This window comes from Streptomyces sp. HUAS MG91, assembly GCF_040529335.1.
GTDB lineage: Bacteria > Actinomycetota > Actinomycetes > Streptomycetales > Streptomycetaceae > Streptomyces > Streptomyces tabacisoli.
In genome coordinates, this window is record NZ_CP159534.1 from 6,905,112 (window position 1) to 6,920,251 (window position 15,140).

At 71.2% G+C, this 15,140-nt stretch carries 9 protein-coding genes and 1 pseudogene; 8 read left to right on the forward strand and 2 right to left on the reverse strand.

Annotated elements, in window-relative coordinates:
- Positions 1–16: 16 nt before the first annotated feature.
- The 8 genes and pseudogenes from hydA to ABII15_RS31370 all read left to right on the forward strand — a co-directional run bounded on the left by hydA (position 17) and on the right by ABII15_RS31370 (position 9,954).
- Positions 17–1,423 carry a dihydropyrimidinase gene (gene hydA / locus ABII15_RS31335; protein WP_353945639.1) on the forward strand — a complete coding sequence of 469 codons (1,407 nt, stop codon included), beginning with the start codon at positions 17–19 and terminating at the stop codon, positions 1,421–1,423.
- Positions 1,424–1,464: 41 nt separating this feature from the next.
- Positions 1,465–2,487 (forward strand): TIGR03842 family LLM class F420-dependent oxidoreductase, encoded by a 1,023-nt coding sequence (locus ABII15_RS31340; RefSeq protein WP_353945640.1) that lies wholly within the window; start codon positions 1,465–1,467, stop codon positions 2,485–2,487.
- A 120-nt stretch (positions 2,488–2,607) separates the two neighbouring features.
- A pseudogene (locus tag ABII15_RS31345) lies at positions 2,608–4,119 on the forward strand (NCS1 family nucleobase:cation symporter-1).
- A gap of 293 nt (positions 4,120–4,412) precedes the next feature.
- Positions 4,413–4,508 (forward strand): Ms4533A family Cys-rich leader peptide, encoded by a 96-nt coding sequence (locus ABII15_RS31350; protein ID WP_351445122.1) that lies wholly within the window; start codon positions 4,413–4,415, stop codon positions 4,506–4,508.
- A 151-nt stretch (positions 4,509–4,659) separates the two neighbouring features.
- Positions 4,660–6,378 carry an ABC transporter substrate-binding protein gene (locus tag ABII15_RS31355; protein ID WP_353945641.1) on the forward strand — a complete coding sequence of 573 codons (1,719 nt, stop codon included), beginning with the start codon at positions 4,660–4,662 and terminating at the stop codon, positions 6,376–6,378.
- Positions 6,379–6,380: 2 nt separating this feature from the next.
- Positions 6,381–7,382: an ABC transporter permease gene (locus tag ABII15_RS31360; protein ID WP_353945642.1), complete on the forward strand. Its 1,002-nt coding sequence runs from the start codon at positions 6,381–6,383 to the stop codon at positions 7,380–7,382.
- Positions 7,379–8,368: an ABC transporter permease gene (locus tag ABII15_RS31365; protein ID WP_353945643.1), complete on the forward strand. Its 990-nt coding sequence runs from the start codon at positions 7,379–7,381 to the stop codon at positions 8,366–8,368. Before ABII15_RS31360 ends, ABII15_RS31365 begins: the two co-directional genes overlap by 4 nt.
- Positions 8,365–9,954 (forward strand): ABC transporter ATP-binding protein, encoded by a 1,590-nt coding sequence (locus ABII15_RS31370; RefSeq protein WP_353945644.1) that lies wholly within the window; start codon positions 8,365–8,367, stop codon positions 9,952–9,954. The genes ABII15_RS31365 and ABII15_RS31370 overlap by 4 nt, the downstream gene beginning before the upstream one ends.
- A 40-nt stretch (positions 9,955–9,994) precedes the next feature.
- Here ABII15_RS31370 and ABII15_RS31375 read toward each other — a convergent pair whose 3' ends face one another.
- Together ABII15_RS31375 and ABII15_RS31380 are read right to left on the reverse strand one after the other, a co-directional pair.
- Positions 9,995–10,846: an SAM-dependent methyltransferase gene (locus ABII15_RS31375; protein ID WP_353947257.1), complete on the reverse strand. Its 852-nt coding sequence runs from the start codon at positions 10,844–10,846 to the stop codon at positions 9,995–9,997.
- Positions 10,847–10,911: 65 nt separating this feature from the next.
- Positions 10,912–14,979, reverse strand: coding sequence for a bifunctional nitrate reductase/sulfite reductase flavoprotein subunit alpha (locus ABII15_RS31380; protein ID WP_353945645.1), 4,068 nt, complete (start codon positions 14,977–14,979; stop codon positions 10,912–10,914).
- Positions 14,980–15,140: the final 161 nt, after the last annotated feature.

Genomic DNA, 15,140 nt, shown 5'->3' on the forward strand with positions numbered 1-15,140 from the left:
ACTTCTGGAGGAGAACATGAGCGCCGTCCGTACCGTCATCCGCGGTGGTCTCGTCGTCACCGCCGCCGACGAGATGCACGCCGACGTCCTCGTCGAGGACGGCCGCGTCGCGGCCCTCGCGGCCAGCGGCAGCGACACCGCCGCGTCCTGGACGGACGCGCGCACCATCGACGCGAGCCAGAAGTACGTCATCCCGGGCGGCGTCGACGCGCACACCCACATGGAGATGCCGTTCGGCGGCACGTTCGCCGCGGACACCTTCGAGACGGGCACGCGCGCCGCCGCCTGGGGCGGCACCACCACCATCGTCGACTTCGCGATCCAGTCCAAGGGCCGCAGCCTGCGCGAGGGCCTCGACAGCTGGTACGCCAAGGCCGACGGGCAGTGCGCCGTCGACTACGGCTTCCACATGATCGTCTCCGACGTGAACGACGACACCCTGAAGGAGATGGACCTGCTGGTGGGGGAGGGGGTCACCTCCTTCAAGCAGTTCATGGCCTACCCGGGCGTCTTCTACAGCGACGACGGCCAGATCCTGCGCGCCATGCAGCGGGCCGGTGAGAACGGCGGGCTGATCATGATGCACGCCGAGAACGGCATCGCGATCGACGTCCTCGTCGAACAGGCCCTGGCCCGCGGCGAGACCGACCCCCGCTTTCACGGCGAGGTCCGGAAGGCGCTGCTGGAGGCCGAGGCGACCCACCGCGCGATCAAACTGGCGCAGGTCGCCGGGGCGCCGCTGTACGTCGTCCACGTCTCCGCGCGGGAAGCCCTCGCCGAGCTGGCGCGCGCCCGCGACGAGGGCCTGAACGTCTTCGGCGAGACCTGTCCGCAGTACCTGTTCCTGTCCACCGACAACCTCGCCGAGCCCGACTTCGAGGGCGCCAAGTACGTGTGCAGCACGCCGCTGCGCCCCAAGGACCACCAGGCGGCCCTCTGGCGCGGCCTGCGCACCAACGACCTCCAGGTGGTCTCCACCGACCACTGCCCGTTCTGCTTCACCGGCCAGAAAGAGCTGGGCCGCGGCGACTTCTCGAAGATCCCGAACGGCATGCCGGGCGTCGAGAACCGGATGGACCTCCTGCACCAGGCCGTCGTCGACGGGCACATCAGCCGCCGCCGCTGGATCGAGATCGCCTGCGCGACCCCGGCCCGGATGTTCGGCCTGTACCCGAAGAAGGGCACCATCGCGCCGGGCGCCGACGCGGACATCGTCGTCTACGACCCGCACGCCGAGCAGACCGTCGGCGCCGAGACCCACCACATGAACGTCGACTACTCCGCGTACGAGGGCAAGCGCCTGACCGGCCGCGTGGAGACGGTCCTCTCGCGCGGCGAACTCGTCATCACCGACCGGGAGTTCACGGGCCGCGCCGGGCACGGCACGTACACCCCGCGCTCCACCTGCCAGTACCTGAACTGAACCAGCACTGAACCTGATCTGAGCAAGCGAGGGATCACATCATGGACTTCGGACTCGTTCTGCAGACCGACCCGCCGGCCTCCGGGGTCGTGGAGCTGATGAAGCGGGCGGAGGGCGCCGGGTTCACGTACGGGTGGACGTTCGACTCGTGCGTGCTCTGGCAGGAGCCGTTCGTCATCTACAGCCGGATCCTCGCCGAGACCGAGCGGCTGATCGTCGGCCCGATGGTGACCAACCCGGGCACCCGCACCTGGGAGGTCACCGCCTCCACGTTCGCGACCCTCAACGACATGTACGGCAACCGCACGGTGTGCGGCATCGGACGCGGCGACTCCGCGATGCGCGTCGCGGGCCGCACCCCGAACACGCTCGCGCGGATCAGCGGCGCGATGAAGGTGATCCGGGCGCTCGGCCGGGGCGACGAGGCCGACCTCGGCGGCGGCGCCGTGGTGCAGTTCCCGTGGGTGCGCCCCGGCGCCGAACTGCCCGTCTGGATGGCCGCGTACGGGCCGAAGGCGCTCAAGATGACCGGCGAGGAGGCCGACGGCTTCATCCTTCAGCTCGCCGATCCGTTCCTCACCCAGTGGATGGTCAAGGCGGTGCGGGACGCGGCGGCCGCCGCCGGACGCGACCCGTCGGACGTGAAGATCTGCGTCGCCGCACCCGCGTACGTGACGGACGACGACTCGCCCGAGTCCCTCGCGCACGCCCGCGAGCAGTGCCGCTGGTTCGGCGGCATGGTCGGCAACCACGTCGCCGATCTGGTCTCCAAGTACGGCGCGCACTCCGGCATGGTGCCGGACGAGCTGACGGAGTACATCAAGGCCCGCGAGGGCTACGACTACGCGCACCACGGCCGCTCCGGCAACCCCGACACCCAGTTCGTGCCGGACGAGATCGTCGACCGGTTCTGTCTCGTCGGGCCGCCGTCCGCGCACATCGAGAAGCTGCGCGCGCTGCGCGAGCTGGGCGTCGACCAGTTCGCGCTGTACGCGATGCACGACGCGAAGGAGAAGGCCATCGACGCGTACGGGCAGGACATCATCCCCGCGCTGACCGCATGACAGCGCCCGTTCCCTTACCCCCACGGTTACCTCCACGCTCAACCTCCCCACACAGCACGGCAGTTCACGGCTTCCGCACGGCCGCCACTCCTCGTTCACCTCCCTAGAACGGACTGCCTCATGACCGACATAGCCCCGCCACCGCGGCCCGCGGTGGAACTGCCCGCCGACACCTACCCGGCGGGCAGCCGCTACGCCAACGACGATCTGCGCCCCGTGCCGCTCGCCGAGCGCCGCTGGACGACGTAGAACTTCGTGGCCCTGTGGATCGGCATGGCCCACTGCATCCCGTCCTGGACGCTGGCCTCCGGCCTGGTGGCGCTCGGCATGGACTGGAAGCAGGCGGTGCTGACCATCGCCCTCGCCAACGTCATCGTGCTGCTGCCGATGCTGCTGACCGGTCACGCGGGCCCCAAGTACGGCATCCCCTTCCCGGTCCTCGCGCGAGCGTCGTTCGGGGTGCGGGGCGCGAACCTGCCGGCCATGGTGCGGGCCGCGGTGGCCTGCTGCTGGTTCGGCATCCAGACGTGGATCGGCGGCCAGGGCGTCTTCGTGCTGCTGGGGAAGCTGTTCGGCGGATGGGCGGACGCCGGGCAGATCGGCGGCTACCCGTGGACGCTGTGGCTGTGCTTCGTCATCTTCTGGGTCCTCGAACTGGCGATCATCTACCGGGGCATGGACACCCTGCGCCGCTTCGAGAACTGGGCGGCGCCGTTCGTCCTCGTCGGCGCGCTGGTGCTGCTGATCTGGATCGCGAACAAGGCGGGCGGGTTCGGGCCGCTGCTGCACGAACCGTCGAAGGTCGGCTGGGGCCCCGACTTCTGGAAGGTCTTCTTCCCCGGCCTGATGGGCATGATCGGCTTCTGGTCGACGCTGTCGCTGAACATCCCCGACTTCACCCGCTTCGGGAAGGGACAGAGAGCGCAGGTCATCGGGCAGACGCTGGGTCTTCCGACCACCATGACCCTGTTCGCGCTGATGTCGGTGCTGGTGACGGCCGGTTCCGAGAAGGTGTACGGCGTCGCCATCTGGGACCCGGTCGAGCTGGCGGGCAAGACCGACAACGTCTTCGGTCTGCTGTTCGCGCTCATCACGGTCTTCGTGGCGACGATCTCGGTCAATATCGCCGCGAATGTCGTCTCGCCCGCGTACGACCTCGCGAACCTCGCGCCGAAGGTCATCAACTTCCGTACGGGCGCCATCATCACCGGCATCGTGGGCGTCCTGGTGATGCCGTGGAAGCTGACCTCGACGCCCGAGCTGTACATCTTCACGTGGCTCGGCGTCGTGGGCGGGCTGCTCGGCACGGTCGCGGGCATCCTCATCGCGGACTACTGGATCGTGCGCAGGACCGTGCTGCACCTGGCCGACCTGTACGTGGAGGGCGGCCGGTACTGGTACTCGGGAGGCTGGAACTGGCGGGCCGTCGTCGCCTTCGCGGTCGGCGGCCTGCTCGCCGTCGGCGGGTCGTACTCGACGCTCGACGCGAAGGGCGACAAGGCCGGGCCGTTCCCGGTCGACGGCATCATCCCGTTCCTGAAACCGCTGGCCGACTACGGGTGGGCCGTGGGGCTCGGGGCCTCGCTGATCGTGTACGTGGCGTTGATGGCGGGCGCCAGGCGACGGGTCTAGGACGCGACCTCCGTGTGTGACATGGCACACGCCGACCCTGCGACGCCGTGCCGCCCGGGAGGCTGCCGATGTGACGGCCGTGATGCGGTGCGGCCCGTCAAAGCCATGAGCAGGAAGGGGATTTGAGGGTGCGGTGACGCGTCGGACGGTGAAGATCGCTACCCGTCCGCGCGGCTCCGCGCACGTGCCTCAGCGGCCGTCCGGACCGCTGAAGCCCGTCGAACGTCCGTTATGTGGGACGACCGTCTCGATAATTGTTGACTCCGTTCCGGCGTTGCGCCATATTCCTCGACATGTCCCGCAGCGCCGTCACCCCTGAGCAAGCCGCCATTGAGCTGGCTCTCATCGGTGTGACCCGGCACTGTGTCTCCGACGTGCACTGTTGCTGACGCCCGCCCGAGCGCGCGAAATCCCTCGCAGGCACGTCAGCATCCCGTATTCCGGTCGGTCGTCTCACATTCCGGTCGTTCCCGTGTGATCGCTCTCGCCGCTGCCTGCGCGCAACACCCCCGCAGCCAGACTTTCGAGAGGTCACCTCCCATGCGTCAACCGTCCGTCATATCGCGCCGCCTGACAGCGGCCCTGGCCGTCTCCGCCGTGGCCGTGGGCGCGGCCGCGTGCGGCCCCCAGGACGGCAAGGCGTCCGGCTCCGGTGCCGCGGGCGCGCCCAAGAAGGGCGGCACCCTCACCGTCCTCAACAGCATCCCCCAGGAGGACTTCGACCCCGCGCGGCTCTACACCTCCGGCGGCGGCAACGTCCCCTCCCTCGTCTTCCGTACGCTCACCACGCGCAACCGCGAGGACGGCGCGGCCGGCGCCGAGGTGGTGCCCGACCTCGCGACCGACCTGGGCACGCCCAGCAAGAACGCCACCGTGTGGACGTACCACCTCAAGGACGGGCTGAAGTACGAGGACGGCACGAAGATCACGAGTGCCGACATCAAGTACGGGATCGAGAGATCGTTCGCCGGTGAGCTGTCCGGCGGCGCGCCCTACCTGCGCGACTGGCTGATCGGCGGAGCCGACTACCAGGGCCCGTACAAGGACAAGAAGGGTCTCGACTCGATCGAGACGCCCGACGAGAAGACCATCGTTTTCCATCTGAACAAGAGCGAGGGCGAGTTCCCCTACCTCGCCACGCAGACCCAGACGACCCCGGTGCCCCAGGGCAAGGACAAGGGGACCAAGTACGAGGAGCACCCGCTGTCCTCCGGCCCGTACAAGGTCGTCAGGAACGAGGGCGACGGCGAGCGGCTCGTCCTGGAGCGCAACCCGTACTGGTCGGCCGCCACCGACAAGGAGCGCAAGGCCTACCCCGACAAGATCGACGTGCGGTCCGGGCTCGACTCCGCCGTCATCAACCAGCGGCTCTCCGCCTCACGCGGCGCCGACGCCGCCGCCGTCACCACCGACACCAACCTCGGCCCCGCCGAACTCGCCAAGGTCAGCGGCGACAAGGACCTCGCCGCCCGCGTCGGCACCGGCCACTTCGGCTACACCAACTACCTCGCCTTCAACCCGAAGGTGAAGCCGTTCGACAACCCGAAGGTGCGCCAGGCCATCGCCTACGCGATCGACCGGTCCTCCGTGGTCAACGCGGCCGGCGGCTCCTCGCTCGCCGAGCCCGCCACGACGTTCCTGCCGGACCAGAAGTCCTTCGGGTACACCCCGTACGACCACTTCCCCGCCGGGAAGGACGGCAACGCGGCCAAGGCCAAGGAGCTGCTGAAGGAGGCCGGTTACGCCAAGGGCCTGACCGTAACCCTCACGCACTCCAACGCCAAGAACTTCTCCACCAGCCCCGAGATCGCCACCGCCGTCCAGGAGGCGCTGGCGAAGGCGGGCATCACCGTCAAGCTGCAGGGCCTGGAGGACACCAAGTACTCCGACACGATCTACAACGTGAAGAGCGAGCCCGGCTTCTTCCTCAGCGCCTGGGGAGCGGACTGGCCGTCGGGCGGCCCGTTCTTCGCGCCGATCTTCGACGGCCGGCAGATCGTCAAGAACGGCTACAACTTCAACTCGGCCCAGCTGGACGACTCCTCGGTCAACAAGGAGATCGACGAGATCAACAAGCTGACCGACCTGAAGGCCGCCGCCCAGCGGTGGGGCGCGCTCGACAAGAAGGTCGGCGAGCAGGCACTGACCGTGCCGCTGTTCCACCCGGTCTACAAGCGCCTGTACGGCGCCGACGTCAAGAACGTCGTCATCAGCGACTGGACCGGTGTGCTCGACGTCTCCCAGGCAGCGGTCAAGTAACCATGTCCGAAGCACTTCTCGCGGAAGCGGGGAAGGCCGACGAGGCGGGGGCGGCCGACGCCGCCCCCGTCTCCGGGGGCCGCCCCTTCTGGCGGCGGCTGCGCGCCCGCCGCTCCGCCCTGATCGCCGCCGCGATCGTCGCCCTCCTCGTCGTCGTGGCCCTCGCCGCGCCGCTGCTCAGCGCCCTCGAAGGGCAGAACCCGACCACCTACCATCCGGCCCTCGTCGACTCCGCGAGCGGCGGCGTGCCCCTCGGCTCGTTCGGCGGGATCAGCGGCGAGCACTGGCTCGGTGTCGAACCCCTCACCGGACGCGACCTGTTCGCCCGCGTCGTCTACGGAGCCCGGGTCTCGCTCGGCGTCGCGCTCGCCGCGACCCTGCTGCAGGTCGTCATCGGCACCGCCGTCGGCCTCGCGGCCGGTCTCGGCAACCGGTACGTCGACCAGGCGCTCAGCCGCGTCACCGACGTCGTGGTCGCGCTGCCCATCATGGTCATCGCGCTCGGCGCGCTCGCCGTCGTCCCCGCCGGGTTCCCGCGCCCCGTGCTGATCGCCGTGGTCGTCGGGCTCATCGGCTGGTCCGGCATCTCAAAGATCGTCCGGGCCCAGACGCTGTCGCTCAAGTCGCGCGACCACGTCGCCGCGGCCCGGCTCAGCGGCTGGAGCTCCTGGCAGGTCGCCCGCCGCGAACTGCTGCCCGCGCTCGGCGCGCCCGTCATCACCTACGCCGTCCTGCTCTTCCCGTCGAACATCGTCGTCGAGGCCGCCCTGTCGTTCCTCGGCGTCGGCATCAAACCGCCCACCCCGTCCTGGGGGCAGATGCTCAGCGACGCCGACACCTGGTACCAGGCGGCGCCCACCTATCTGCTGATCCCCGCCGTGCTGCTCTTCGTCACCGTGCTCGCGCTGACCGTCCTCGGCGAGGGCGTCCGCACCGCGCTCGACCCGCGCGCCGCGTCCCGGCTGCGGATCGGCACCGGCCGCAAGAAGGAGGCGGACGCATGACCGGATTCCTGCTCCGGCGCGCCGCGGGCGCGGTCTTCGTGCTTTTCGCGCTGAGCGTCGTCGTCTACGCGGCCTTCTACGTCGCCCCGGGCAACGTCGCCCAGATCGCCTGCGGCCCGCGCTGCTCACCCGCCCAGGTCGCCCAGGTCAGCGCCCAACTGCACCTCGGCGACCCGCTCTACCTGCAGTACGCGCACTTCGTCGAGGCCCTGTTCGCGGGCCGCGACTACTCCACCGGCACCGGCGTCCTGCACTGCCAGGCGCCCTGCCTCGGCCTCTCGTACCAGAGCGACCAGCAGGTCACCCAGCTGATCCTCGCCAAGCTCCCCGCCACCGCCTCGCTCGTCCTCGGCGGCGCCGTGCTGTGGGTGCTGCTCGGAGTCGGCACCGGCATCCTCTCGGTGTGGCGGCGCGGCCGGCCGACCGAGCGGATCCTCACCTGGATCACCCTCGCCGGGATGGCGACCCCGGTCTTCGTCATCGGCCTGCTGCTCATCATCGTCCTGGTCACCGCGCTGCAGCTCCTGCCGTTCCCGGACTACGTGCCGCTCACCGACGATCCCGAACAGTGGGCCTGGAACCTGCTGCTGCCCTGGATCTCGCTGGCCCTGGTCTCCGCGGCGCCGTACGCCCGCATGACCCGCGCGGCGATGCTGGAGACCCTCGCCGAGGACCATGTGCGCACCTTCCGCGCCTACGGGGTCGGTGAGCGGGTCCTGGTGCGGCGGCACGCGCTGCGCGGCGCGCTCGCCCCGGTGATCGCGCTCGGCGCCCTCGACGTCGGCGCCATGTTCGGCGGCGCCGTCCTCACCGAGTCGCTCTTCGGGATCCCGGGTATCTGCCGCGAACTCGTCGACGCCGTCAGGAACGTGGACCTTCCGGTCGTCGTCGGCCTGGTGCTCGTCACCGGGTTCTTCGTCGTCCTCGCCAACGCCGTCGCCGATGTCCTCCAGGCGCTGGCCGACCGACGGGTGGTGCTCGCATGAGCCTCGTCTCAGTCACCGATCTGTCCATCTCCTTCGGCGACGTACGAGCCGTGGAGAACCTCTCGTTCGACCTCGAACCCGGCGGCGCGCTCGGCGTCGTCGGCGAGTCGGGCTCCGGCAAGAGCGCGTCGGCGTACGCCCTGCTGGGCCTGCACCGCGGGACCGGCGCGCGGGTCACCGGCCGCGTCGAGGTCGCCGGCGTCGACGTGAACGCCGCCGACGACGCACAACTGCGCTCCCTGCGGGGTGCCAAGGCGGCGATGGTCTTCCAGGACCCGCTGTCCTCACTGGACCCGTACTACGCGATCGGCGACCAGATCGCCCAGGTGTACCGGGTCCACCACCGGGTCTCCCGGCGGGCGGCGCGGGCCCGCGCGGTCGAGGTCCTCGACCGGGTCAGGATCCCCGACGCGGCACGGCGCGCCCGGTCCAGGCCGCACGAGTTCTCCGGCGGCATGCGGCAGCGGGCCCTGATCGCGATGGCCCTGGCCTGCGAACCCCGGCTGCTCATCGCGGACGAGCCGACGACCGCCCTGGACGTCACCGTGCAGGCCCAGATCCTCGACCTGCTGCACCGGCTGCGTCAGGAGACCGGCATGGGACTGCTCCTCGTCACCCACGACGTGGGGGTCGCCGCCGAGTCGGTCGACGACGTGCTCGTCATGCAGCACGGGCGGGCGGTCGAGCGGGGGCCGGTCCGCGAGGTCCTCAAGGCCCCGCGCGAGCCGTACACACGCGCACTGCTGTCGGCCGTGCCGCGCATCCCGGACGGCGACACTCCGCCGGACGAGCGGCCGGCGCCGCCCCGCGCGACGGGGGAGCCGCTCGTCGAGGCGACCGACGTCCGGCACGTCTTCGGCCGGGGCGGAGCCGCGCACACCGCCGTCGACGGGGTCTCGCTCACCGTCCACCGCGGCGAGACCCTCGGCATCGTCGGGGAGAGCGGCAGCGGCAAGACCACCCTCGGCCGCATCCTGGTCGGACTGCTCGACCCCACTTCCGGCGACCTCACCCGCCGGGCCACGGTCCAGATGGTCTTCCAGGATCCCGTCTCCTCGCTCAACCCGCGCCGCTCGGTAGGGGAGTCGGTCGCCGACCCGCTCCGGGCCGCCGGGCAGCGCGACGAGGCCGCCATCCGGGCCCGGGTGACCGGGCTGCTGCGCCGGGTCGGTCTCGACCCCGGCCACTACGACCGCTATCCGCACGAGTTCAGCGGCGGCCAGCGCCAGCGCGTCGGCATCGCCCGGGCCCTCGCCGCCGAGCCCGACCTCATCGTCTGCGACGAGGCCGTGTCCGCCCTCGATGTGACGACGCAGGCCCATGTCACCTCCCTGCTGGCCGAGTTGCAGCAGGAGCTGGGCCTGTCCCTCGTCTTCATCGCGCACGACCTCGCCGTCGTACGGCAGGTCAGCGACCGGGTCGCCGTGATGCGACGGGGCCGGATCGTGGAGGAGGGACCGGTGGAGCAGGTGTACGCCCACCCCCGGGAGGCGTACACCAAGGCACTGCTCGCGGCCGTCCCCGCGCTCGACCCCGACCGGGCCGCGGCCCGGCGGACCGCGCGCGCGGAGCTGGAGGTGGTCTGAGACACGGCCGCGCACCCGTCATGCGACGCGCGGGCGAAGGCTACTTCTTGCGGCCGACGCCGCCGAACATCGCCACCTCGGCCGGCTGCGTGTCCCCGGCGTCCTCGGCGTCCGGGCGCCAGCGCGAGCAGGACAGGACGCCCGGCTCCAGCAGGTCGAGGCCGTCGAAGAAGCGGGTGACCTGCTCCGGGGTGCGCTGGTTCAGCTTCGGCGTGCCGTTCGCGTTCCAGAACGCCACGGCCTCGTCGACATCCGGCATGTCCGGCCGGGTGACGGTGTGCGAGAGCACCAGGTGGCTGCCCGCGGGCAGCGCGTCGATCAGACGGCGCACCAGCCCGTACGGGTCCTCGTCGTCGCCGACGAAGATGACCACGCCGAGCAGGATCAGCGCCACCGGCCGTGTGAAGTCCAGCGTCTTGGCGGCGATGCCGAGGATCTCGTCGACGTTGCGCAGGTCGGCGTCGATGTAGTCGGTGCTGCCCTCGGGCGAACTGGTGAGCAGCGCCTGCGCGTGGCGCAGCACCAGCGGGTCGTTGTCCACGTAGACGATCCGGGACTCGGGCGCGATGCGCTGGGCGACCTCGTGGGTGTTGTCCGCGGTCGGCAGCCCGGTGCCGATGTCGAGGAACTGGCGTATGCCCACGTCCGCGGTGAGGTGGCGGACCGCGCGGCCCAGGAAGGCGCGGTCGGCCTGGGCGTAGTCGACGATGCCGGGGTGGAGCGCGCGGATCTGCCGGCCCGCCTCCTCGTCGACGGGGTAGTTGTCCTTGCCGCCCAGCCAGTAGTTCCAGATGCGGGCCGTGTGCGGCCGGCTGGTGTCGATCCGCTCGCCGATGCCGTCCTGGTGCGCGTCGCTGCCCGTCACAGGGCCACCCCTCTCGTCGCCGATCATCGTCTGGCGCACACTTTAATCGTGAACATGGTCAACGGGCCTTGCCGGCTGCGGTGTTGGCGGCCTCAGTACACGTCGCGGACGTACCGCCTGTCGGCGGCGAGCTGTTTCACGTACGCGGCCGCTCCCGCCTCGTCGAGCCCGCCGTGCGCGACCGCGATGTCGCGCAGCGCCCGGTCCACGTCCTTGGCCATGCGCGAGGCGTCGCCGCAGACGTAGAACCGGGCGCCGTCCTGAAGCCACGACCACAACTGCGGGCCGTGCTCGCGCATCCGGTCCTGTACGTACACCTTGGCGCGCTGGTCGCGGGAGAACGCCGTGTCCAGGCGGGTCAGGGTGCCGTCGGCGAGATGCGCGGCCAGCTCCCGCTCGTAGTAAAAGTCGGTGGCGCGGTGCTGCTCGCCGAAGAAGAGCCAGTTGGGCCCGCGATGGCCGAGCAGCCGGCGCTGGTCGAGGAAGCCCATGAAGGGGGCCACCCCGGTGCCGGGGCCGACCATCACCATCGGGGTCGCGGAGTCGGCCGGAGGGCGGAAGCCCGGCGCCGCCCTGACGTGGACCGGGACCGCGGTGCCCGGCTCGGCGTCGGCGAGGAACGGGGAGCACACCCCTTGCCGCGGCTGCCCGTCGACGTTCTCGTAGCGCACGACGGAGACCGTCAGGGAGACCAGCTCCGGGTCGGCGAGCGGGCTCGACGAGATGGAGTACAGACGCGGCTGGAGGCGCCCCAGGACGTCGGCCCACTCCTGGGCGTCGGCCTTCACGGCGTGCTCGGCGACGACGTCGACGGCCTGCCGCCCCCAGCACCAGCGGGCCAGCCCGTCCTTGTTGTCGGGACGCAGCAGCTTCTTCAACTCACGCTGATCGCGGGCCCGTTCGGTGACGAAGCGGAGCAGGTCCGGGGTGATGCGGGTGATGTCCAGATGGCGCAGCAGGGCCTCGTCGAGGGGGACGGGGCCGATGTCCTTCAGGGTGACCTCGGTGTGGGCGGTGAGCGCGGTGACCGTCAGCCACTGCGCCACGAGATCGGGGGAGTTGAGCGGCCGGACGCCGAGCGCGTCCCCGGCCTCGTACGCGAACGGGGTTCCGCTGTCCCGGGTGTCGAAGGTGAACCTGCGCACCTCCTTGCCCGAACCGGGGCCGCTCAGCAGGCGGTTGCCGGTGAGGCGCGCGGCGACCGGGGCGGGCCGGGTCGGGCGGCGCGCGGGAGGCCTGAGGGCGGCCGGTTCGGGTGCGGCGGGACCGGGCATGGCGGGTACGGGCACGGCAGGGTCGGGCGTGGTGGAGAGCGCCGCGAGGACATGGTCCAGCCAGGCGTGGGCCGAGTCCTCGTAGTCGGGCTCGCAGTCCGTGCGCGGCGCGAGGGGCGACGCGCCCAGTTCGCCCAGGCGCCGGTCGAGCCGGCGGCCGTGCCCGCAGAAGTCGTCGTAGGAGGAGTCGCCGAGGGCGAGCACGGCGTAGCGGCGGCCCTCCAGGCGCGGGCCGTCGGGCGCGGCCAGCGTCTCCCAGAGTCCGGCGCCGTTGTCCGGGGCGTCGCCGTCGCCGAAGGTGCTGGTGATCAGGAGCAGATCGGCGCCGGCCGGCAGGGCGCCCAGATCGGCCTGGTCCATGCCGACGAGCGAGACGGCGTGCCCGGCGTCGGTGAGCCGGCGCACGGTGACGCCCGCGAACGCCTCTGCGTTCCCGGTCTGCGACGCCCACAGGACGACGACCTGCTGACGGGGGACCGGTGCGGCCGGTTCGGGCGCCCGCGAGTACATCCCGGCCAGCACCCCGTTCACCCACAGCGCGTGCTCGGCGCTGAACGGCGCCGACGACGGCAGCACCGGCACCCCCGGCGTCCCGGACGGAATGCCCGCGAGGAAACCGACCAGATACTGCCGCTCCTGCGCGGAGAGCACGGGCGGAGGCACGGTCTCCAGCCCGAACGGCCCTATGGAGGAACTCACTTCGGGAATCGGGGGCCCGGCCGGTACGGCCGCCGCCACCTTGGTGAGCGACACCGCGCACACCTTGAACTCCGGCTGGAACGACAGCGGGTCGACCGCGTCGTTCGTGACGGCGTTGACGCTCAGGTACTCGCCGAACAGGTCGTTCCAGTGGAACGGCGCGAAGCAGCACCCCTGCCGGACGCGGTCGGTGACGACCGCGGGCAGCACGGCCCTGCCGCGCCGCGAGGCGACCTCCACCGAGTCGCCGTCCCGCACGTCCAGCGACTCGGCGTCCGACGGGTGCAGTTCGACGAACGGCCCCGGATCCAGCTTGTTGAGCCGGGGCACCTTCGCCGTCTTGGTGAGCGTGTGCCACTGATGCTGCACCCGCCCGGTGTTCAGCGTGAACGGGTAGTCGTCGTCCGGCATCTCGGCCGCCGGTATGTGCGGCCGGGCATGGAAGACGGCGCGTCCGCTCGCCGTCGGGAACGTCGGCACTCCGTCCTCGTCCACGTAGCGGACCGGGTTGCGGTCGGGCCCCTCCGCGTGCGCGGCGGGCCACTGCACGGGCGTCGCGCGCAGCCGCTCGTAGCTCACCCCGCGCAGGTCCCAGCCCGTAGCCGGATTCCAGGCCCGCTTGATCTCCTCGAAGATCTCCTCGGCGCTCGTGTACGAGAACCCGTCGCCGTATCCCATCTCCCGGGCGACGGCCGCGATCAGCTCCCAGTCCGCCCGCGCCTCGCCGGGCGGATCGACGGCGGCCTGTGCGAGCGTGAGGTTGCGCTCGCTGTTGATCAGGACGCCCTCGGTCTCCGTCCACAGCGCGCCGGGCAGCACCACGTCGGCGTACGCGGTCGTCTCCGTCTCGACGAACACGTCCTGGGCGACGACGAACTCGGCTGCCTCCAGGCCCTCGATGACCGTGCGGCGGTTGGCGACGGACGCCACCGGGTTGGTGCAGATGATCCAGCACGCCTTGATGTCGCCGTCGGCCATCTTCTGGAACATCTCCACGGTGCCCCGGCCGACGCCGTCCGCGCGCAGCGTGCCGCGGTCGAGCTCCCACAGATCCTCGACGAACTCCCGCTCCGCGTCGACGAGTACGGACCGCTGGCCGGGCAACCCCGGCCCCATGTAGCCCATTTCGCGGCCGCCCATGGCGTTGGGCTGCCCGGTCAGCGAGAACGGCCCGCTGCCCGGGCGGCAGATCGCGCCGGTCGCCAGATGGAGATTGATCAGCGCGTTGGTGTTCCAGGTGCCGTGCGTGGACTGGTTGAGGCCCATCGTCCAGCAGCTCGTCCACTCGCCCGCCTCACCGATCAGCCGGGCCGCCGTGCGCACGTCGTCCTCGGCGAGCCCGGTCGCCCCGGCGACGGCGGCGGGGGAGTAGTCGGCGAGGAACGGCACCAGCTCCTCCCAGCCCTCGGTGTGCCGGGCGATGAACTCCGGGTCCGTGTGGCCGTTCTCGTACAGCAGGTGGAGCAGGCCGTTGAGCAGCGCCAGGTCCGTGCCCGGCCGGATCTGGAGGAAGAGATCGGCCTTCGCGGCGGTCGCCGTGCGCCGTGGATCGACGACGATCAGCTTCGCGCCCGCCTTCACCCGCTCCATCATCCGCAGGAACAGGACCGGGTGGCAGTCGGCCATGTTGGAGCCGATGACGAGGAAGACGTCCGCCCGGTCGAGATCCTGGTACGAACCCGGCGGCCCGTCGGCGCCGAGCGACAGCTTGTAGCCGGTGCCCGCACTGGCCATGCACAGACGGGAGTTGGACTCGATCAGGTTCGTGCGCACGAACCCCTTGGCGAGCTTGTTCGCCAAGTACTGGGCCTCCAGGCTCATCTGGCCCGACACGTAGAAGGCGAGCGCGTCGGGGCCGTGCGCGTCGACGATGCCGCGCAGCCGCCGCGCCGTCTCCCGCACCGCCGTGTCCACGGCGGCTGGCGCCTGTGCCGCGTCGCGCGCGGGCCGCATCAGCGCGGTCGTGAGGCGGCCGGGAGCGGCGAGCAGATCGGCGGTGGTCGCGCCCTTGGTGCACAGCCGCCCGCGGTTCGCCGGGTGCTCCTTGTCGCCGGACGCCCTCAGGACCGTACGGCGGCCGTCCGCGCCCACCCCGACGTCGAGGACGAGACCGCAGCCCACACCGCAGTACGAGCACACCGTCCGCACCTGCTCCGCACTGCTCTCCCGCGAGTCCGGCGCGGCCACAGGCACCCCGCCCCTTCATGATCGTTCCGCGCCGATCCGCTCGGCCGTCCGGTTCCGACCGTACGAAGGGTCCGTTACGCGGCTGTCTCCGACGCCCGCCGACAGGGGTTACGCGGGACGCACAGACGGGAGGAGGCCGGCGTGAGTGTCAGCCTCGCCGC